General features: G+C 57.9%; 22 protein-coding genes. 10 read left to right on the forward strand and 12 right to left on the reverse strand.

The features are described from left to right. Positions 1-1,395 (forward strand): aldehyde dehydrogenase family protein, encoded by a 1,395-nt coding sequence (locus tag CCANI_RS02820; protein WP_146323914.1) that lies wholly within the window; start codon positions 1-3, stop codon positions 1,393-1,395. 130 nt (positions 1,396-1,525) lie between these two features. Here the strand turns inward: CCANI_RS02820 and CCANI_RS02825 are convergent, their stop codons facing one another. Then, positions 1,526-1,786: a hypothetical protein gene (locus CCANI_RS02825; protein ID WP_146323913.1), complete on the reverse strand. Its 261-nt coding sequence runs from the start codon at positions 1,784-1,786 to the stop codon at positions 1,526-1,528. 447 nt (positions 1,787-2,233) lie between these two features. Here CCANI_RS02825 and CCANI_RS02830 point away from each other — a divergent pair, with 447 nt between their 5' ends. Then, positions 2,234-3,568 (forward strand): AAA family ATPase, encoded by a 1,335-nt coding sequence (locus CCANI_RS02830; protein WP_290211535.1) that lies wholly within the window; start codon positions 2,234-2,236, stop codon positions 3,566-3,568. 46 nt (positions 3,569-3,614) lie between these two features. Then, positions 3,615-4,166, forward strand: a complete 552-nt coding sequence (locus CCANI_RS02835; RefSeq protein ID WP_146323911.1) for an RloB family protein — start codon at positions 3,615-3,617, stop codon at positions 4,164-4,166. A 59-nt stretch (positions 4,167-4,225) separates the two neighbouring features. Here CCANI_RS02835 and CCANI_RS02840 read toward each other — a convergent pair whose 3' ends face one another. The 5 genes from CCANI_RS02840 to CCANI_RS02860 all read right to left on the reverse strand — a co-directional run bounded on the left by CCANI_RS02840 (position 4,226) and on the right by CCANI_RS02860 (position 9,194). Continuing rightward, a complete protein-coding gene (locus tag CCANI_RS02840; RefSeq protein WP_146323910.1) occupies positions 4,226-4,435 on the reverse strand; it encodes a hypothetical protein in 210 nt (69 codons plus the stop codon). A 601-nt stretch (positions 4,436-5,036) separates the two neighbouring features. Continuing rightward, complete coding sequence (locus tag CCANI_RS02845; protein WP_146323909.1) at positions 5,037-5,261, reverse strand: hypothetical protein; 225 nt, start codon at positions 5,259-5,261, stop codon at positions 5,037-5,039. Positions 5,262-5,562: 301 nt separating this feature from the next. Beyond that, positions 5,563-5,796, reverse strand: coding sequence for an acyl-CoA carboxylase subunit epsilon (locus tag CCANI_RS02850; protein ID WP_146323908.1), 234 nt, complete (start codon positions 5,794-5,796; stop codon positions 5,563-5,565). A 15-nt stretch (positions 5,797-5,811) separates the two neighbouring features. Next, a complete protein-coding gene (locus tag CCANI_RS02855) occupies positions 5,812-7,434 on the reverse strand; it encodes an acyl-CoA carboxylase subunit beta (RefSeq protein WP_146323907.1) in 1,623 nt (540 codons plus the stop codon). A gap of 140 nt (positions 7,435-7,574) precedes the next feature. After that, the gene (locus CCANI_RS02860; protein WP_146323906.1) at positions 7,575-9,194 is read right to left on the reverse strand and encodes an acyl-CoA carboxylase subunit beta; all 1,620 of its coding nucleotides are present in this window, start codon (positions 9,192-9,194) and stop codon (positions 7,575-7,577) included. Between the two features lie 194 nt (positions 9,195-9,388). Between CCANI_RS02860 and CCANI_RS02865 the strand changes: the two genes are divergently transcribed. From CCANI_RS02865 to CCANI_RS02885, 5 genes are read left to right on the forward strand one after another with little or no spacing between them, the layout of a single operon-like run. Continuing rightward, entirely contained in the window at positions 9,389-10,171 is a 783-nt protein-coding gene (locus tag CCANI_RS02865) for a biotin--[acetyl-CoA-carboxylase] ligase (protein WP_146323905.1), read from the forward strand. Beyond that, complete coding sequence (locus tag CCANI_RS02870; protein ID WP_146323904.1) at positions 10,168-10,587, forward strand: PH domain-containing protein; 420 nt, start codon at positions 10,168-10,170, stop codon at positions 10,585-10,587. Before CCANI_RS02865 ends, CCANI_RS02870 begins: the two co-directional genes overlap by 4 nt. Before the next feature lie 4 nt (positions 10,588-10,591). Further along, positions 10,592-11,824, forward strand: coding sequence for a 5-(carboxyamino)imidazole ribonucleotide synthase (locus CCANI_RS02875; RefSeq protein WP_281284990.1), 1,233 nt, complete (start codon positions 10,592-10,594; stop codon positions 11,822-11,824). A 1-nt stretch (position 11,825) separates the two neighbouring features. Next, positions 11,826-12,326 carry a 5-(carboxyamino)imidazole ribonucleotide mutase gene (purE, locus tag CCANI_RS02880; protein ID WP_146323902.1) on the forward strand — a complete coding sequence of 167 codons (501 nt, stop codon included), beginning with the start codon at positions 11,826-11,828 and terminating at the stop codon, positions 12,324-12,326. Next, entirely contained in the window at positions 12,323-12,763 is a 441-nt protein-coding gene (locus CCANI_RS02885; protein ID WP_146323901.1) for a YdcF family protein, read from the forward strand. Before purE ends, CCANI_RS02885 begins: the two co-directional genes overlap by 4 nt. Positions 12,764-13,132: 369 nt before the next feature. On the opposite strand, the gene CCANI_RS02890 is transcribed toward CCANI_RS02885, so the two are convergent. From CCANI_RS02890 to CCANI_RS02910, 5 genes are all read right to left on the reverse strand, one after another. Continuing rightward, on the reverse strand, positions 13,133-13,864 hold the full coding sequence (locus tag CCANI_RS02890) for a hypothetical protein (RefSeq protein WP_146323900.1): 732 nt from the start codon (positions 13,862-13,864) through the stop codon (positions 13,133-13,135). A 128-nt stretch (positions 13,865-13,992) separates the two neighbouring features. Further along, a complete protein-coding gene (locus tag CCANI_RS02895; RefSeq protein ID WP_246118180.1) occupies positions 13,993-14,457 on the reverse strand; it encodes a GNAT family N-acetyltransferase in 465 nt (154 codons plus the stop codon). Beyond that, a complete protein-coding gene (locus CCANI_RS02900; protein ID WP_246118179.1) occupies positions 14,421-14,708 on the reverse strand; it encodes a hypothetical protein in 288 nt (95 codons plus the stop codon). The genes CCANI_RS02895 and CCANI_RS02900 overlap by 37 nt, the downstream gene beginning before the upstream one ends. Positions 14,709-14,725: 17 nt before the next feature. Continuing rightward, positions 14,726-15,856 carry a hydrogenase formation protein HypD gene (gene hypD, locus CCANI_RS02905; protein ID WP_146323899.1) on the reverse strand — a complete coding sequence of 377 codons (1,131 nt, stop codon included), beginning with the start codon at positions 15,854-15,856 and terminating at the stop codon, positions 14,726-14,728. Positions 15,857-15,869: 13 nt separating this feature from the next. Further along, positions 15,870-16,139, reverse strand: a complete 270-nt coding sequence (locus CCANI_RS02910; RefSeq protein WP_146323898.1) for a HypC/HybG/HupF family hydrogenase formation chaperone — start codon at positions 16,137-16,139, stop codon at positions 15,870-15,872. Positions 16,140-16,216: 77 nt separating this feature from the next. Between CCANI_RS02910 and hypE the strand changes: the two genes are divergently transcribed. Next, positions 16,217-17,299 carry a hydrogenase expression/formation protein HypE gene (gene hypE / locus CCANI_RS02915; protein ID WP_146323897.1) on the forward strand — a complete coding sequence of 361 codons (1,083 nt, stop codon included), beginning with the start codon at positions 16,217-16,219 and terminating at the stop codon, positions 17,297-17,299. On the opposite strand, the gene CCANI_RS02920 is transcribed toward hypE, so the two are convergent. Then, positions 17,296-17,784, reverse strand: a complete 489-nt coding sequence (locus CCANI_RS02920; RefSeq protein WP_146323896.1) for a hypothetical protein — start codon at positions 17,782-17,784, stop codon at positions 17,296-17,298. The genes hypE and CCANI_RS02920 overlap by 4 nt on opposite strands. Positions 17,785-18,672: 888 nt before the next feature. On the opposite strand from CCANI_RS02920, the gene CCANI_RS02925 reads away from it, so the two are divergent. Then, entirely contained in the window at positions 18,673-18,831 is a 159-nt protein-coding gene (locus CCANI_RS02925) for a gallidermin/nisin family lantibiotic (RefSeq protein WP_146323895.1), read from the forward strand. Positions 18,832-18,983 lie beyond the last annotated feature (152 nt).

The raw sequence follows: 18,983 nt of genomic DNA on the forward strand, positions 1-18,983 counted from the left end.
ATGATGGAGGACATAGACACGCTTATCGACGCCGCCCACACCGCCCATCGCGCCCTCGACGCGAACCAACACCACATCGACCGCATCGTCGCTCATGTGGGCTGGGCATGTTACCGGCCCGACCATGTCGCGGGTTTGGGGCGGGATGTTGTGGGGGCCACCGGGCTTGGGGATGCGGATGATATTGAAGAGCTCCACAGGAACAGGGTTTTGGGGACGCTCGCAGACCTTTACGGTCAGGCAACGGTAGGGAAAATCCGCGTTGACCACGCACGAGGGCTGGAATGGTGGGCCCGCCCTCTTGGAGTGATTGCGCTGATCACGCCTACCACCGCACCCACCTCGGCGGTGGCCACCACGGTGCTTATGGCGCTGAAAGCAGGCAATGCGATTATCGTGAGCCCACACCCGGCTACTAGGGCGGTGATCGAAAGGCTGGTTGCCTGGATTCAACACGCGCTCGCCGCAAGCGGGGCATCACCATACCTCGTGCAGCTCGCACCACCCCTTGACCGGAAAGGCGTGGCAACACTCATGGAGGCGGCCGACTTTGTTATCGCCACCGGCGGCAAGGGCGTAGTCCAACGCGCCTACCACAGCGGAACACCCGCGATTAGCTCTGGGACTGGGAATGCGACTGTGATCGTTGACGAAGGCGTTGATTTGGACGAGATCGCCCGCACCATTACGCGCGGTGCGGCCTACAATAACGGCACGTCTTGTTCCTCAGAGAGCAATATCCTTGTTCACCGACGCCGCTACCCTCAATTACTCGAACTTTTAAGCAGCCACGGAGCGTATGTCTGCACCGAAGAAGAAACAGAGCGCGTCATAGAAACTCTTTGGCCTGATGGGAAGGCTTGCCGAAACCTTTTGGGTGTGGCCGCCGGCCGGATCTTAGCTGCGGCGGGCATCGACGCGGAACTAGAAGGTGATCATGCACCTATCGTGCTGCCTCGTGGCGGTGATAGTCTCGGCCCTGAGCTCGGGGAAAAACTAGCGCCGGTGATTACAGTGCAGTCGTGGGAGGATTTCAGCCACGCCTGCGCCCATGCGGCGGAGATTCTGCGGGCCTGCGGGCGGGGCCATTCCTGTGGCCTATGTATCAGGGAAGACGAAAAAGCCGCAGCCAAAATCGCTGAAGTGATCGCCCAGGTGGAAACCTCCCGAGTAATGGTCAATCAATCCACAATGGGCAATGCGGGCGCAACTTGTAACGGCTTGACCTATACCTCCGTGGTTTCCACAGGCACATGGGGAGGTTGCAGCACAAGCGTGAATATGGGAGTGGAGCACCTCATGCAATACACGGTGGTATCGCGGCCAATTGAACGTGAGGCGATTCCGGAGGAAACGCTGTTTGCTGAGGTGGAGGGGTTTAGAGAGGCGGAATAATGCGGAGGGGGAGTGTGACTCCCGGGTTGCACAGTGGTTCGGTTCGCTGTTTTTGGTTGTTGCTCCGCTCATGCCGTGTGGGCGGTGGCTCAACCGGCCTGGATACCAGCTGTCGCACTGCTCACCCCTTCTACAGTTTGAATCTTTTCGAAGCGTCAGGCCCTGTCAGATCTGCCTGAGGCAGATGTAACAAGGGTGTTTTGCGTTCCTGCGGAAACACCGGCTCCAGAGTTCCGGCGTGTCGAATCTGCCTGACCATGGTTTCGTGAGCTGGCGATCGCAGCAACATGACCACAACAAGGAAGCCCAACGCATCCTCAACGCACTGTCCTAGCAAAACCGCAACAAAGGCGGAGTAGATGATGCAATATACGGTGGTATCACGTCCCATGAAGCGCAAGGTGATTGCGAAGGAAGATCTGTTTGCCGCAGCACATTACTTCCCCGAGGCTGAATAACCTCGAGGGTGGGCGTGAGACTGGGCTTGGTTAATTCCGCTGATGGGGGTGTGTGAGAGCAAGGGCGCGCGTAGGCGTCTGCCGCCGGAAATCAACCCAAGAATAGGGACGCAGCCCAAAAGCTGAGGGGTGGCAATCTCAGAAAATCAAATGCGTTTGGGCTGCTATTTACGCTATCGGAGCGACGGGCCGAAACGTTGCACTGCTCTGATAATTCGCTGCTGTAGGGTTCGCCAGGGGGTTGGCCGATCGCTGCTTGTCTGCGCCGCGACGTTCAGTGCACCTGCTATGTTGGGAGAATGCGCTAATTAAGGGGTAATTTCGCATAAAATATGCAAAAACCAGACTTTTATGCCTATTCTAAGTGCATGTTACTTTCTATGACTTTGGAGAACTATCGTTCATTCGCCGAGGAAGTGACGCTAGACTTGCAACGGCGTAGCTTTCACACGTTGCGTCCTCGACTGGGTGAACACTGGCGAGCGTTGGTGCTACCCCGAGCGGCGATCTTTGGGGCGAACGCAGCCGGAAAATCGAACGTAATTGCGCCTTTGGGGCATTTGAAGACGGCAGTGCTGTCGTCGCTTCGCAATCCTGATGTGCTGAAGAGGCTCTATGATCCCCATCGCCACAAGATGGGGGATGATGTCGTGTTTGATCTTGAATATGTCGCGGATGATATTCGATACCGATGGGTTTTGACCTTAGATGCTCAAGGCGTGGTGAGTGAAATTCTCGATGCAAACGAGAAGCGTTCATGGAAGGAGGTTTTTCATCGTACGCGAGACGAAATTCAATTCAATAAGAATCTGGATATCCCAAAAGCTGCGCGCGATAATATTTCTGAATTTATGACGCCCTGGGTGTTGACGTTTTCTGCATGGCTAACGGTAAAGACTCCAGGACGTTTTATAGGTGGCGCTCGGTGGTGGATAGACTCGCTACTGCCGATGGTGACTTGCGATGATGAGGATCGCGACACCCGTCATGCGTGGGTTATTGACATTGCAGCAAAACATGGCCATTGGCTGAAGCTGCTAAAACTTGCATTGAGTACTGCTGATGTTGGGGTGTCAGATGTTCGCGTAGTTGAGGAAAAGTTACCTGAGGATATCAAGCGAATTCATTTTATAGTGAATCGTGAGAGTGGCGATTTAGAAATTCTCGACGATCCTTCGAAGCTGGGAATTGAAGATATTGAAAACTATATAAAATACATCGAATTCCGTCATGGCGAAGGTGATGATGCATTTAGCCTTAGTGAGGACGATGAATCTCAAGGCACGCGCGTTTGGATGGATGTCGCGATTCCTGCATATTTGGCTTTGCAAAAAGGTTCCGTGCTCGTGATTGATGAAATTGACAGTAGTTTACACCCAGCACTTGTACGAGAGCTCATCGGCTATTTCGGAGATCCTGAATTAAATACGAATGGGGCGCAACTGATCTTTACTACACATGACATCACGCTGTTGGGGAAGCATCCCATAGAAGCACTTGATCGTGAAGAGGTCTGGTTTGCAGAAAAGCATGGGGTTGAATCAACGCTGGTAGCCCTTGACGAGTTTGCTTTGCGTGAACCTCATAACATTGAGCGTAGGTATTTTCAAGGCGTTTTTGGGGCAGTACCAATTACGGAAGGGAGCGGGTTGAAATTGGCGTTGGAATCGATGCGGCGTAAGGATTTCGAGGCAAGTGGTGAATCGGCGGAGTAATCGGCGTAAAAAACCTAAAGCCTCCCGACAGCCAAAAGTTGCATTGATGCTCGTAGTCCAAGGCAAAGTGACTGAAGTTGAGTACTTCGAGCGGCTGCGTAAACAGTGGGAGATACCGAGTCTGCGGATTTTGCCGATTTCCGAATCGCCCGAGAGGATGATTGACTCGGCACTTGTCAAAATTGATCGAGATAGTAACGCTCGATATTCCGAAGTGTTTTTGGTTGTCGATGTCGATGATACTAGTGACAAACAGTTTGAGCAGGCTTTTCGGGCAGCGCGACGTGCAAGTCGACGTAAAACTCGTTACACGTTTGTGGTGTCTAATGAGAGCTTTGAGACTTGGTTGCTGGGCCATGTACAAGACATTCGTCGGCGTAGTATGGGGCGTAAAGAAATTCAGCAAATTCTGAAAAAACAGCATCTCTTAGTGGGTGCTAAAGGTAAAAGTTTGAGCGATAAGTTTCCAATTTCAAAGGTGGACGACGCAATTGGGCAGGTAGATTTGTGCGATTACAATGACGTTGGGAAGGTTTGTTCGACAGCAGTGCCCCGTTTGGTTTGCCACCTTCGGGAATTGCGCACAAACATGCGTTGAGGCTTATTCAGCTGGTACCGAATAAGCCTCAACGTTGGTGCGATCACATCAGATCGTCTCTACCGGCCAGTGGACAGCAGTTCAAGCACTGGCCCGAGGCCTAGTTGGTAGATGAATTCAAGTGCGTATGCGCTGCCATACCAGATGGAGGTGACGATATCGAAGTTAGAGCCTCCGTCGTCAGCGGCGGCGGCTGGGATCAGTACCGCGCCAGCGGTGATGGCGGTTGCGGAGGCAGTGAGGGCGCGTCGTCCGAGTTTGGTGAACATGGGTTTTCTCCAATCGGGTAGAAAATAATAGCTAGTTCAAATGGTGTCGAACGAGGAAGACGAGTTGGCTAAAACTCTTCCAAGTTTCAATGTGCTGAATATAGAGCACCTCCATCTCGTGAGTTGGATTCACCTAGGGTGAGCTTGCGGGCCAGTGTACAGGCTATTAATCATTATTGGCTATGAATTTTATTGGTTATGAATATTTCCGGCGGAGCAGGCGGGAAAGGCCGCCCAGCCCACTAGTCTTGCGATAGTGCCCGTAGCAATCGGGCCTCACGGGGATCAGCTCAATGTCCCCGCTCGTTCCGCTCGGGTCCGGTGCTATCGCGAAGACGCCGAACGTCACGTCCCCTTCTTCCTTGGAGATTTCCTAGTTCGCCAAATCGATGACCCGAAGAACATTGGAGGCACCACGTACGATCTCGGTCCGCTGGCTGTAATAGTCGCTATCGCCGTCACTGCAGTGCTCCCAAAAATAGATGATGTACAGGGGAGCTGTGTATTCGAGATAGGTTGGCACGGCAAAAGGGCACCAAACTACACGTTGGTGCCCTTTTGCTGGTTAATCTGCGGCCGGTTTGTGTAATGGCCTTAGGTTTTAGTTGCCGGACAGTTTGCCGAGCAGGTCGAAGATGCCGAGCTCCATGGAAATGCCTGCGGGAATCCAGAAGATGGTGTTCAGGGCGTTCCAGAGGAACTCCTGAATTGATTCCTTAACGGTCTGGCTGAGGTCAGCGGCGGCGGCTTGGGGGATAAGCGCGGTGCCTGCGACGAGGGCGGTGGCGCCCGCGGTCATGACGCGGCGGTAGAATTTGCTGATCATGGTGTCCTCCGGTTCGAGTTACAAAACAATGAAATAGCCCAGAATCTTTATGGGTGGAAGATTCAGGATAGGGAAGTACTTCTCGAGCTATTCACTCAGTGTATCGAAGGCCCGGCTGCGAATATTACACAGCTCAAAAGCTGAAACCATTTTGTTATTCATTGTGGTATCACTCAGATTTGTCTGAAATACTCAAGCCCAAGAATAGGGGGCATCAAATCCGATGACCTTATGCCTTGGCAATAAAAAACTCCCCCGGCCAACAAGCGGGGGAGTTCGGTGTATTCTGCGGCGTCTACTGCTAGTAGAAGCTCACGTTGCGGAATGAGGCGGGGTTGTAGGAGGCGTGCATGCGCAGGCGATCGTCGTAGCTGCCCCACATGTTGCGCTCGCGTTCCGCTTCCTGGGCAACGGCGTTGGAAGCCATGGTTGCAAACAGCGCGGTCAGCGCTGCCACCTGGGTGTCATCGGGGTTCCCGTTGACAATGGTCAGGAAGGGTTTCTTGACCTCACTCGTGGTGATGTCCTCGGACATAGAGAGCCTTTCGGTTTACAGCGGGATATTGCCGTGCTTCTTGGCCGGAACCTGAACAACCTTGCGGTCCAGCAGACGCAGGCCTTCGATGATCTGGCCGCGGGTTTCGGACGGCGGGATAACCGCATCCACGTAGCCACGCTCGGCGGCCATATAGGGGTTGACCAGGGTGTCTTCGTACGTGCGCTCGTACTCCTTCATCACCTTCATCACGTCCTTGCCCTCGGCGGCGGCGGCCTTGATCTCCTTGCGGTAGATAAAGCCAACGGCACCGGCGGCACCCATGACGGCGATCTGGGCGGTGGGCCATGCCAGGACAAGGTCCGCACCCATTTCCTTGCCGCCCATCACGCAATACGCGCCGCCGTAGGACTTGCGGGTGATCACGGTGATCTTGCCAACCGTGGCCTCGCAATATGCGTAGAGCAGCTTCGCACCGCGGCGGATAATGCCGTTGTACTCTTCGTTGGTGCCGGGCAGGAAGCCGGGGACGTCAACGAATTCGATGATCGGGATATTAAAGGCGTCGCAAGTGCGGACGAAGCGGGCGGCCTTTTCGGAAGCCTTGATGTCCAAGCAGCCCGCGAATTGCATCGGCTGGTTGGCCACGATGCCCACGGAACGACCCTCCACGCGGCCAAAGCCGATAAGGATGTTCTCCGCGTAGCCTTCCTGGATTTCAAAGAATTCGCCATCGTCGACGATGCGGGTGATCACATCCTTCATGTCGTACGGCTGGTTCGGGGAATCCGGGATCAGGGTATCCAGCTCAAGGTCGGAATCGTTGATGTTTTCCTGGATGGAGCCCACCATGATGTCCGCCTCCGCGCGCGGGGCTTCCGCACGGTTGTTCTGCGGCAGGTAGGACACCAGTTCGCGCACCCAATCGAGGGCGTCGGCATCGTCGGAAGCGGTGTAGTGGGAGGTACCGGAGGTGGCCATATGGGTGTGCGCGCCACCCAGCTCTTCCTGCGTGACTTCCTCGCCGGTCACGGTCTTGATCACGTCCGGGCCGGTGATAAACATCTTGGAGGTCTTGTCCACCATGATGATGAAGTCGGTCAGCGCGGGGGAGTACACGTGGCCACCGGCGCAGGCACCCATAATGAGGGAGATCTGCGGGATCACACCGGAAGCCTGGGTATTGCGGAAGAAGATCTGGGAATACAGGCCCAGCGAAACCACGCCCTCCTGGATGCGGGCGCCGGCGCCTTCATTGATGCCGATGAGCGGCACACCGGTCTTGATGGCCATGTCCATGATCTTGACGATCTTCTCGCCATACACCTCACCGAGGGCGCCGCCGAAAATCGCGCCGTCCTGGGAGAACACACAGACCTTGCGGCCATCGATGGTGCCATAACCGGTCACAACACCGTCCGTTACGGGGCGCTTCGCGTCGAGCCCGAAGTTCTTGGAGCGGTGGCGTGCGAGGGCGTCGATCTCTACGAACGAACCTTCGTCAAGGAGGTATTCGATGCGCTCGCGCGCGGTCTTCTTCCCAGCCGTGTGGGACTTCTCCACAGCGGCTTGGCCCATCGGGGCTTGGGTCTCGGCAATGCGGGCGCGTAGGTCAGCCAGCTTGCCGGCGGTAGTGGTGAGATCAGGCGCTTCGGCGCCGGTGTTGGCAGCAGTCATGGCAATCAGTGTAAATCTTTGTTCGCTGTTTTTTGCCAGTGTGGGGGAACTACTGCGAACTTACGTGGTTTTTCCCACATATTTGGGGGTAACCGCAGTAGATCACACAAAACCCCAGGGGTAACCCTGGGGGTGGTTGTTTACAGTGGAATATTGCCGTGTTTACGGGCCGGACGAGCCACATTCTTGTCCCGTAGCAGGCGCAGGTTGCGCGCAATCTGGCCGCGGGTTTCGGAGGGCACAATCACGGCGTCGATAAGCCCACGCTCGGCGGCGAGGTACGGGGTGAGCATGTAATCCTCGTACTCGCGTTCGAAGGACTTGGTGAGCTCGGCAACGTCCAAACCGCGAGCCGCGGCGTCGGCAATCTCGCGGCGGTACAGGAAGCCCACGGCGCCCGCAGCGCCCATCACGGCGATCTGCGCGGTCGGCCACGCCAAGTTCACATCCGCGCCCAAGCCCTTGGAGCCCATGACGCAATACGCGCCGCCGTAGGCCTTGCGCAGGGTGACAGTGATCTTCGGAACGGTAGCCTCACCATAGGCGTACAACAGCTTCGCACCGCGGCGCAGAATGCCGTCATACTCCTGGCCGGAGCCGGGGAGGAAACCGGGGACGTCCACCAGCATTACGATAGGAATATTAAAGGCATCGCAAGTGCGGACGAAGCGCGCGGCCTTTTCCGAAGCGTCAATGTCCAAGCAACCGGCGAAGTGCATCGGCTGGTTGGCCACGAAGCCCACGGACTGCCCCTCCACGCGGCCAAAGGCGATCACCACGTTCGGCGCGCGGTCCTCCTGGATCTCCAGATAGGTGCCGTCGTCGGTGATGCTTTCGATCACCTCGCGGATATCGTAAGGGATCGTCGGGGAATCCGGGATGATGTGATCCAGCTTGAGGTCATCGGGGGTCATGTTCTCCTCGATGGTGCCATCTTCGCGCTCGTAATCTTCGAGCGGCGCCTGCATGCGGTTATTGGAGGGCAGGAAGGAAACCAGGTCCTGCACCCAATCCAAGGCCTCCTCATCGCTGGTGGCGGTGAAGTGGGAGTTACCGGCCTTTTCCATGTGCACGCTGGCGCCGCCGAGCTCTTCCTGGCTAATGTCCTCGCTGGTCACGGTCTTGATCACGTCCGGGCCGGTGACAAACATCTTGGAGGTCTGGTCCACCATCACCACAAAGTCCGTCAGCGCGGGGGAGTAGGCGTTGCCGCCGGCGCAGGAACCCATGATCACGGAGATCTGCGGCACCACGCCGGAAGCGTTGATGTTGTGGTAGAAGGTTTGGGCGATCAGGTCCAGGGACACGGCGCCGTCCTGGATGCGGGCGCCGGCACCCTCGTACAGGCCGATGAGCGGGCGGCCGGTAGCCACGGCCAATTCCATGATCTTGATCATTTTCTCGCCGTACACCTCGCCGAGCGCGCCGCCGAACACGGTGCCGTCCTGGGAGAAAATGCACACCTCACGGCCGTCAATGGTGCCCCAGCCGGTAATCACGCCATCGGTGGTGGGGCGGCGCTTTTGCATACCGAACGCATGGGTGCGGTGGCGGGTCAGTTGATCCGTCTCCATGAAGGAGCCCTCGTCGAGAAGGTAGTCTAGGCGTTCCCGTGCGGTGAGGCGACCTGCGTCGTGTACCTTTGCCACCGGGCGGTGGCCGACCGGGTATTGCGCCTCTGCGCGACGTGCCTTCAGATCAGCGATCTTGTCGGCAGTGGTCATTGGCGCGATCTCGATCAAACGTGAGGAAATAGTCATGTTTCGGAATACTAGACCATGACCCCGTTTGTTTCCACCACAAAACGCCAGTGATTTATGACACGTTGCAGAGCCCGGTGTGCTCCCGCTCAATGCCGACTAGGCGTGAGCAGGGAAAACGTTAAGCGATGCAAAGCTTGGGGCGGCGAAAAGAAATTGTGTTGGCCAAGTCGCATCTCAGTTAGAGTGGTCACATGACTGATCGCAACCCGCTCGATATGCCCCGGTTACGCGCCGCCGTGGCCGGAACATACGCGCACGTGACGCATACCGAATCCACCGGATCCACCAATGCGGACCTCGTTTCCGCAGCTCAGCAGGGTGCTCCGGCGTGGACCGCGGCCGTTACGGAATACCAAAGCGCCGGGCGCGGCAGGCACGGGCGCGTCTGGACGGCACCCAAGTCAAGCCAGGTTATCCTTTCGATTTTGCTGCGCCCACCAGCGGAAACGCGCCAACGTTTAGGCACCCTGCCGCTGGTTACCGGGCTGGCGATTCTCGACGCCCTGCCCATCGACGCCCGCCTGAAATGGCCCAACGACGTGCTCGTGCAAGGGCGCAAACTATGTGGGATCCTCGGCGAGGCCGTCGCCCTAGATGAGCATCCCGCGCTGGTCATGGGCCTGGGGCTCAATGTTTCCTTGACGGAGGCCGAGTTGCCCGTGCCGCACGCGATCTCCCTGGACCTCGCCTTCCCCGGCATGGAGTTTGACCGCACCGAACTTACGGCCCAAATCTTATTGGCGCTGCATCGGCGGCTAACCCAGTGGATCAATGATGATCCCACGCTTATCAGGGATTATCGCTCGGTGTGCTCCTCCATCGGCCAGCAGGTGAAAGTACTCTTACCGGGGGATGAGACGCTGCTCGGGGAGGCGGTGGGCGTGGCCGATGACGGTAGGTTGCGCGTCGTCGATAAGCGCGGGGTAAGCCATGTCTTGGCGGCGGGCGACGTCACGCACCTGAGGTTGCAATGACCTACGTTGACGTGACTTCGCCGCTACGTTCGATGGCGCTGCCGGTGCTGGAGCTGCTGGCGCTCACTGGCCTGTTTTGGATCGGCGTGGGATACCTTGACCGCGATGTGTATGGGGAGGGGTATTGGTGGCGCAACCTGGTGGTGCTTGCCTGGGCGCTGTGCGTGCTGTGGCGCTTCGTGCTGCCGCTGATCAAGCAACGCCGCCGCCGCTTCGTGGTTACTGATACAGAGATTCGAATGCGCAACGCCGGGTTGTTTTCCCGCACGGTGACCATTCCGCTGCCGGCGGTGCGCGGGGCGGGGCGCTACCGAAACATGATCACTTTGCACACGCGTTCGGGCCCCGTTTATGTGGAGGGCGTGCCCAAAGCGAAAAAAATTACGGATACGATTAACCAGCTGGCCTATAGTTAGTCGCGTGAGTAACCACCCCACTGACGCCCACCTTCATATCGGCAACTCCGACGCCCACGCGCCGGGCATGCCCGTAGTCGCCGTGATTGGCGACGGCCAACTGGCCCGCATGATGCACACCGAGGCCATCGAACTCGGCCAATCCGTCCGGCTTTTGGCAGGCGCGCGGGACGCCTCCGCAGCGCAAGTCGCAGCCGACGTGGTGCTCGGCGATTACCTCGATTTGGATGCGCTGCGCCGGGTAGCCGCCGGAACCAGCGTGGTCACCTTCGACCACGAACACGTGCCAACCGAACACCTGCGCCAATTGGTTGCGGAGGGGGTGAACGTGCAGCCCGGGCCCGAAGCCCTGGTAAACGCGCAGGATAAGCTGCTGATGCGCCAGCGTTTGGCGGAAATCGGCGCGCCGGTGCCGGAGTTTTCCGATATCGCCTCACGCGAAGATGCGCTCGAATTCTGGGATTCCGTGGGCGGCGAGGTATGCCTGAAAGCCCGCCGCGGCGGCTACGACGGCAAGGGCGTATGGTTCCCGGGAAGCCGCACCGAATTGATCAAGCTTGTGGACGCCCTATTGATCCAACACGTGCCGCTGCTCGCCGAACGCAAAATGCCGCTGGTGCGCGAGCTCTCCGCGATGGTCGCCCGCACCCCGAGCGGCGCCGTGGCCACGTGGCCGGTGGTGCAATCCGTGCAGCGCGACGGGATTTGCGTAGAAGCCATTGCCCCGGCTCCCGAATGCGTGTTTGCCGACGCCGCGTCGGACCTGGCCCGGCGCATCGCCGAAGCGCTCGAAGTGACCGGCGTTATGGCGGTGGAATTGTTTGAAACCGTTGACGGGATTTGGGTGAACGAGCTGGCCATGCGCCCCCACAATACGGGGCACTGGACCCAGGATGGGTGCGTAACAAGCCAGTTCGAACAACACCTGCGTGCGGTGCTGGACCGGCCGCTGGGCGCCACCCGTTGCCTGGGCACGTGGACCGTGATGGCAAACGTGCTGGGCGGCGAGGAGGACCCCGCGCTGCCCATGACGGAGCGCGTCCGCAAGGTGTGGGAGCGGTTCCCGGATGCGAAGGTGCACCTGTACGGCAAAGGTTGGCGCCCGGGACGTAAAATCGGCCACGTTAACATTTGCTCCGACGAACCCATCGACGAGTTACGACGCCGCGCCGAGCTCGCCGCTCACTTCCTTGTCCACGCCGTTTGGGCGGACGGGCACCTTGCACGAAAGGACTAATATGTCGCCTTTGGTCGGCCTGATTATGGGCTCCGACTCCGATTGGCCCACGGTGGAACCCGCCGCCGAGGTCCTCCGAGAATTCGTTATTCCATTCGAGGTTGGGGTGGTGTCCGCGCACCGCACGCCCGAGCGCATGCTGGACTACGCCCGCAACGCACACACGCGCGGACTGAAATGCATCATCGCCTGCGCCGGCGGGGCCGCGCACCTGCCCGGAATGGTTGCCGCGGCGACGCCGCTGCCGGTGATTGGGATCCCGCGGGCCTTGCAGGACCTCGATGGCCTGGACTCGCTGCTATCCATCGTGCAAATGCCCGGCGGGGTGCCGGTGGCCACCGTTTCTATCGGCGGGGCAAAAAACGCCGGGCTATTGGCGGTGCGCATCCTGGGTGCCGGGCAGCCGGAATTGCTGGAACGCATGGCGAAATACCAGGAAAACATGCGTGACGAGGTATTGAAGAAGGATCAAGCGCTGCGCAATCGGCTGCTTGGCCAATGAGCACACCCGTAGTGATCCTGGGATGCCGCCCCGGACCTGCGCTAGACCGCAGGCTGGAGGCGGCACTGCCGCATATTGGGCATTGTGTTGTGGTCACCGGATATGGGGAAGCGCCCTATATGCGGGACTGGTTGGTGGCGCGCGGCGTGCCCTTGGAGGCCATTATTTTGGAAGAACACGCGACCTCCACCAACGAAAACCTCGAACGCGTGCACGCCTTGCTTGGCGGCGGCGGCTGGCTCGTGGTGACCAATACCTATCACCTACCACGTGTTCGACTCTGGGCCTGGCACCACAAAATCCCCATGCGGGTGGTGGGCGCGCCGACACCCCGGAACGTGCTGGCCAAACACCTCGCGCGCGAAGCCCTGGCCTTTTTGCACTCCGGCGCGCGCGTGATCTGGAGACGCTGGGTGGCTTACCAGCGCGGCGGGTAGGTTCTGCGGGCGAGGATGGGTTGCGGCGGGGGGTTTGCGGCGGATGGGTTGTGGCGGATGGGTTGTGTGCTGCCGTTGACCTGCGATCGTCCTGAATTTCTTCATTGGGGTGCTTAACGAAGAATGGAAAGACGAGCTGCGAGGTTTTTGGGCCAGATTCGTCCGGAATTTCTTCGTAAGACCCCCTAATGAAGAATAGAAAGACCAGCCCCAGGTCGGCGGTTGCGTGCAACCCATCGACCTAGGCGGTCGCATGCAACCTTTCGGTATGTGGGGCGCGCGACCACAACCTACCGGCGGTGCAGTGATTTAGAGAGGTGCCGGTCTGCGCGCTCAGGTAAATTCGACAGGCCGGCGGTAGTGAGGCGGTTAGTCGGGTTTGCTTTGGATCTCTTGGGAGGCGTCAACGTTGAGGGCTTCGTGCATGATTTCGCGGGCAGCGCGGTAGGCGGCGTAGTCGTTTGGATCGTGTTGGGAAAGGGGGATGGTGTCGATGAGCACCGGGGTTTTCTCGCCCTGGGGAATGAGCATGTTGTCACTACCGACGATGTCCGGCAAGGTGCGCGCCTCGTCGTGCATTTCCTTGCTGGGGTCGGTGACGAGGTCATTGGTTAGCACCTGGTCGCGGGTGAGGAATTCTCCGTAGACGCGGGGCTGCTTAGCAACGACAACTGGCAGCGATGGGTTGAGGGGGAATTCTTCCACAACGAATTCTTGGCGTTTGATCATTCCTTCGGGGAAAAACTCGTACAGGATACTTTGTTTTCGGTACAGCCGGTCGATGTAGGCATTTCGATGTTCCGGCAACATATGCAGGGTGCGGTGATGGATTTTGCGGACCCGATCGGCGCCGTCCCCGAGAACAACCGAATGGTAACCCAGTCCAAGCACGTCAAGCCCTTGGTTTTGGTAATTCCTTGTGACCGTGTTCCAAATGAAATGCGGGGCGACGCGGTGAGATAAAATCGCCGCTTTTGCCCCGAGAAGATGAAAATTGCTTCGTTGGCTTTCTGCAAGAAGGAAATGGCCACGAAGGAAATCGTTAGCCCCGATGGTAATACTATCGTAAATAACTCGTCGCGCTTCAGAAATAAACCTCATCAAATACCCTTGGGATTAGCAAGTGCGGTGCACTTATTTTCAGTCGATCGTAGGTGCATCGGGCTTCTAATCGCAGGATACTATAGGTAAAATTTAAGCGCAACGATACGATGAAGCACAAAAAGTTATCAGTTACGCGAGCTGAAAACTTGTTGTAATCGCATCACCTGTTTCCCGTTTTTAAAATTATCAGGGGAAAGCCAACGGCGGTAACCAGGGCGAAGGATTTGCCATTCCGAATCGGTTATGGAAAACCAAGCGGTGTCCCGACTGCGCCCGTTATATACCACGGCGTTTCTAAAAGTTCCTTCATATTGGAACCCCAGCCGCTTCGCCGCATTGATCGAGGGAGCATTGTAAGAGTCGCACTTCCATTCGTATCGCCGGTAGCCCAGAGATTCGAATATGTAATTCATTAAAAGAAATTGTGCTTCGGTGGAAATTGCCGTCCGTTGAATCGCCGGAGAAAAAGTAACGTTGCCGACCTCGATGGAACCATTCGCGCAGTCGATACGCATGAGCGCAATTGTGCCAACCGCATTTCCGGTCGCGTTTTCTACAACGGTGAAGGTGAACGGGTCGTCGAGAAGCACGGTGTGGAATCGGCCCACGCGCGGAAACTTTGCAGCGTGGGGAAGGGGCCGTGGCGCAGGTAGGTCCAGAGGCTGTCGTCGGGGGCGGCGGCGTAGGATTCGAATAAGTCTTCGGAGTGCGCGGCGGGGTCGAGGGGCGTGAGGTGGCAAAATGTGCCCTGAAGCGTCACCCGAGCCGGCGGTTCGGCGGGCGTCCAATGTGGCATCGCGGGGCCGATAATTTGGCCGAATTCGTTATAGCGCGGGGTCATGGCGGGTTCCTTAATTGCTACGTGTGTGCGAGAGCGGCATTGGCTTCGCGGTCGATTCGACCAAAGTTGTAGTAGGCGGCGCAGGCCCCTTCGGGGGAGACCATGCAGGTGCCGATCGGGGTCGCTGGGTTGCAGGCGGTGCCGAAGACGCGGCATTGCCAGGGTTTGATTTGGCCGGTCAGTACGGAACCGCATTCGCAGGCCGCGGGGTCGGCAACGCGATTTCCCGGAATATCGAAGATTTGTTCGGCGTCCCACGGGGCGTATTCGGGGGCGATGCCAAGACCGGACCGGTCCAACCATCCGAGTCCGCGCCATTCGAACGTATCTCTGATTTGGAACACTCGGGACATGAGCCGCAGCGCGCCAGGATTGCCCGCGGCGCGGACTACGCGAGCGTACTGGTTGCCCACTTCCGCGCGGCCGTCGATAAATTGTTGCAGCAACATGTCCACGGATTGCAGAATGTCCAGCGGCTCAAAGCCCGCGACAACCACTGGGCGGCCGAACTCGCGTGGCAGGAATTCGAATGCTTGTGTGCCTACGATCGTGGCTACGTGGCCGGGCCCGATAAAGCCGTTGACCTGTGTTTTGCCGTCGTTTACCAGGGCGCGCAGGGGTGGTTCGATGGTCACGTGATTGGAAAAGACGGAGAAGTTTGGGAGCTTTTCGCGGCGCGCGGTTTCCAGGGTGACGGCGGTGGAAGGCGCGGTGGTTTCGAACCCAACTGCGAAGAAAACAACGTGCTTCGTCGGGTTATCTTTCGCAAGTTTGAGCGCATCGAGTGGGGAGTAGACAAAGCGGACGTCAGCACCCCGGGCGCGGGAGGCAAGCAGCGAATCCTTCGAGCCGGGCACGCGCATCATATCGCCGAAGGTAGTCAGGATTACGTTACTTTGTTCGGCCAGCCAGAGGGCGTCGTCCACGCGGCCCATCGGAATCACGCACACCGGACAGCCCGGGCCGTGCACAAGATTTATCGACTCCGGCAGTAGGTTTTCCAAGCCGTACCTGTAAATCGTGTGCGTGTGTCCGCCGCAAACCTCCATTAAATGGATGGTTTTTCCTACTTTTTCGGCGTCGTTTTCAATGCGCCGAAGGAGCGCCTTCGCCGCCTCGGGGTCGCGGAATTCATCAACGTATTTCATGCTGGGGTGCCTACTAAGTGATGTCAGATGAGGTAAACGATTCGAGCTCGTCTTCGAACGTATCGCCGCCGAGCTGTTTGATTTGCTGCAGCGTAATTTGGGCTTCTTCTTCGTCGATGGTGCTGAGCGCGAAGCCGACGTGCACGAGCACCCAGTCCCCGAGGGCCAGTTCTTCCCCGATCAATAGTTCTGTTGAGATCATGCGGGACACTCCGCTAATACTTACGGTAGCGCGAGCGCCATCTTGAATCTCCACCACCTGCGCCGGAACGCCAAGGCACATAACGCAGCTCCTTTCGCCATGTTTCACGTTACCAGCGGGGCTACCATTGATTTGAACGCTGGCATGCAAGGAGCATCATGGAACCCAAAAACCGTCTCAATCAGGACGAACGCCGAGTCAACCTCAACATATCGCGAGTGCGTTCGAGAGGGCACAGGCTTACGGATAGTCATGTGACGCTCGCCCACGGCGCGGGAGGCAAGGCTTCGGCCGCGCTCGTGGAGGCGGTGTTTTACGACGCCTATGGCAACGCCGTGCTCGACCAGCGCGGCGACTCCGCGGTGTTCCCGCTCGCCGAGCTTGCCCAGGACCCCGGCAGTTCGCTTGCATTTTCGACCGATTCTTACGTGGTGAGCCCGATCGAATTCCCAGGCGGAAATATTGGCGAACTCGCGGTGAATGGCACGGTAAATGACCTCGCCGTGGGCGGCGCGCGGCCGAAATATTTGTCCGCGGCCTTTATTCTCGAAGAGGGCTTGGATATCGATGTATTGCGCAAAATCGTGGCCTCCATGCGCGATGCCGCCGACGCAGCGGGCGTGCAGATCGTCGCCGGTGACACGAAGGTTGTGCCCAAAGGCGCAGGTGATCAGCTGTATATCACCACCGCCGGCGTCGGCGTCGTCCCAGCGGGGCGCTTTTCGACGCCCGCCCAGCCCGGCGATGCAGTGATAGTTTCCGGCCCCATAGCGGACCACGGGATGGCGGTGATGTTGGCCCGCGGGGATTTGGCGATTGTGGCTCCCATTGAATCCGACACGCGCGCTGTGAACGGCTTAGTGGAATCCTTGTTCGAGGTTTGCGATCCGCGCTGGATGCGTGACGCAACCCGCGGCGGGCTCGCCACAGTAATGAACGAATTTGCGAATGGCACGGGGCTGGGCGTGGTGCTTGAAGACGCCCAGATTCCCGTCCGAGACATGACGCGGGCCGCCTGCGACATGCTCGGGATCGACCCGCTTTACGTGGCAAACGAGGGAACCTTTGTCACGATTGTTCCCGCTGAACAGGCCGATGCGGCGGTATCCTGCCTGCCCGCCGGGCGGGTAATCGGCCATGTTGTCGAACAGCCAGCGGCCTCGGTGGTGCTCAGAACGGGGTTTGGGGGGACCCGCATGGTAGACATGCTTGTCGGCGATCCCCTACCCCGAATTTGTTAATTGCCGGAGTTCGGCGCGGGTTCTGAAGTTGGCTCGGGCATCGGGTGCGGTGTGGAGATTTGTTGGGGCTCTGGATGGGCATCGGGTTGTGCGGCGCGAGCGCGCGGGGTAACCAGGACCAGGATGGCGTTGAAAAACGCAAATAGGTGCACGCCGAGCATCACTAAGCCCGCGCCGATATTGCTGCCGTTTTCGTCTGTCGGGGAGCCGCCCGTGACCATGAAAATGAGGGCGGCAATCAGCAGCAACACGCCGATTGAGGTCACATTGGTGATCAAGGTGAAGGGGTGCCTGGGTGCGGACTTTTGGTTGCGCTGAATCAGCGCGATGAGGGCATTGAGCGCCGCGAGGATCACGGTCGCCAGCGATAGCAAAAAGAAATCAATAAGCCCGCGGATCGTGGGGCCGGAAAACACCACGACGTACGAGCCAACCACCGCGAGCAAGACCGCAGCAGCAACAAGTTTGTTTATCACCATCGTCATGGTCACAGCGTAATCCGTGGCGCAATAATTACCGATTCGCCATGTGGTTGCCCCGGTAGCACACATGGCGCACGGCATCGGTGTTGTTCGTGCACGTCACCTGCGTTTCCGTGGCCATAACTGCGTACTTTCGCGGGCGCGAAACCCAAGGAGCCTGGGGGAGCAGCGCAGGGGCCATCGCGAAAGCATATGCGGGAGAGGCGGGGCCTTTTGACGCGGGTGGTTTTACTTGATTTGTGCCGATTTGCGCCGCATTGTGCTGCATGGTCCTTTTCCCCTTGGATAGATTGGGGCCTGCCAAATCGTCCAAGGAGTGCGGAAGCGCTCTGCCCGAAGAGTATTGGAGGAGCAAGAGCAATGCCCAATTACGAATTTGATTTCGCCGAAGGTGACCAGTTCCCGCCCGGAGTTTTCGACTTTACGAGTGTTATTTGTTGCCCGAGCACCGCGAATTGCATTAGGCCGACGCCGCCGGTGTATACGATTCATATCTAGGTCGAGCGCGTCTAGGTCGGGGTTCTTTTCTCGGGGGTGAACTTTACGTACCCAAAGGGGTCGTGGCACTTTTGTGCTGCGACCCCTTTGGGTTTTGGTGGTGCCGGTGATTGCGGTGCTGATTATGGATACAGGCGGGATTTGGGGGTAGGGGAATTGATGGGTGTGTAGTTGTCATATTTCGGGGAAAATTGCAAGCCACTTGTTTTTAATTGCCGCAGATTGTGCACGGTTGAAAGGTGCTGTATTCGCTTTAAACTGTTTGCTTCCAGTTGCCCTTTTCAACCGTAGAAATCCCGCTATATTTGAAATTGTCGCAAGCAACGCAACGGCGAATGCGATGAAGTATTTTCCTCCTCGATTTCATTTCTGGTATTTGAAAGGTTGATTGTCATGGCTGATTACGAATTCGATTTTGCTGAAGGTGACGCACAGGGCGACATCGAACCCCAGATCACTTCGGTGGTCATGTGCACGCCCGGTTGCATTACCGGCGTGCTGCAGGGATGCGCATTGCGGTCCATTACGTGCAATGTGAACATCTCCAAGTAATACGTTGCTTTTAGGGGCGCGGACCAACGCAAGGTCCGCGCCCCTAAACGTGTTTAAGTCTTGATGCTGGGGTCAGTTTCTTTTGGGGCTCCGAGCTGCTGTTGGTGGGCGAGTGGGGTGGGATTACGTGGGGTTTAGGGGGTGAAATAATG

Origin of the sequence: Corynebacterium canis (assembly GCF_030408595.1) — a bacterium.
Taxonomy (GTDB): Bacteria; Actinomycetota; Actinomycetes; order Mycobacteriales; family Mycobacteriaceae; genus Corynebacterium; species Corynebacterium canis.

Coding starts and splice junctions, on each gene's coding strand:
- CCANI_RS02820 (WP_146323914.1), top strand. CDS start 1: ATGATGGAGGACATAGACACGCTTATCGACGCCGCCCACACCGCCCAT.
- CCANI_RS02825 (WP_146323913.1), bottom strand. CDS start 1,786: ATGGGACGTGATACCACCGTATATTGCATCATCTACTCCGCCTTTGTT.
- CCANI_RS02830 (WP_290211535.1), top strand. CDS start 2,234: ATGACTTTGGAGAACTATCGTTCATTCGCCGAGGAAGTGACGCTAGAC.
- CCANI_RS02835 (WP_146323911.1), top strand. CDS start 3,615: ATGCTCGTAGTCCAAGGCAAAGTGACTGAAGTTGAGTACTTCGAGCGG.
- CCANI_RS02840 (WP_146323910.1), bottom strand. CDS start 4,435: ATGTTCACCAAACTCGGACGACGCGCCCTCACTGCCTCCGCAACCGCC.
- CCANI_RS02845 (WP_146323909.1), bottom strand. CDS start 5,261: ATGATCAGCAAATTCTACCGCCGCGTCATGACCGCGGGCGCCACCGCC.
- CCANI_RS02850 (WP_146323908.1), bottom strand. CDS start 5,796: ATGTCCGAGGACATCACCACGAGTGAGGTCAAGAAACCCTTCCTGACC.
- CCANI_RS02855 (WP_146323907.1), bottom strand. CDS start 7,434: ATGACTGCTGCCAACACCGGCGCCGAAGCGCCTGATCTCACCACTACC.
- CCANI_RS02860 (WP_146323906.1), bottom strand. CDS start 9,194: ATGACTATTTCCTCACGTTTGATCGAGATCGCGCCAATGACCACTGCC.
- CCANI_RS02865 (WP_146323905.1), top strand. CDS start 9,389: ATGACTGATCGCAACCCGCTCGATATGCCCCGGTTACGCGCCGCCGTG.
- CCANI_RS02870 (WP_146323904.1), top strand. CDS start 10,168: ATGACCTACGTTGACGTGACTTCGCCGCTACGTTCGATGGCGCTGCCG.
- purE (WP_146323902.1), top strand. CDS start 11,826: ATGTCGCCTTTGGTCGGCCTGATTATGGGCTCCGACTCCGATTGGCCC.
- CCANI_RS02885 (WP_146323901.1), top strand. CDS start 12,323: ATGAGCACACCCGTAGTGATCCTGGGATGCCGCCCCGGACCTGCGCTA.
- CCANI_RS02890 (WP_146323900.1), bottom strand. CDS start 13,864: ATGAGGTTTATTTCTGAAGCGCGACGAGTTATTTACGATAGTATTACC.
- CCANI_RS02900 (WP_246118179.1), bottom strand. CDS start 14,708: ATGACCCCGCGCTATAACGAATTCGGCCAAATTATCGGCCCCGCGATG.
- hypD (WP_146323899.1), bottom strand. CDS start 15,856: ATGAAATACGTTGATGAATTCCGCGACCCCGAGGCGGCGAAGGCGCTC.
- CCANI_RS02910 (WP_146323898.1), bottom strand. CDS start 16,139: ATGTGCCTTGGCGTTCCGGCGCAGGTGGTGGAGATTCAAGATGGCGCT.
- hypE (WP_146323897.1), top strand. CDS start 16,217: ATGGAACCCAAAAACCGTCTCAATCAGGACGAACGCCGAGTCAACCTC.
- CCANI_RS02920 (WP_146323896.1), bottom strand. CDS start 17,784: ATGACGATGGTGATAAACAAACTTGTTGCTGCTGCGGTCTTGCTCGCG.
- CCANI_RS02925 (WP_146323895.1), top strand. CDS start 18,673: ATGGCTGATTACGAATTCGATTTTGCTGAAGGTGACGCACAGGGCGAC.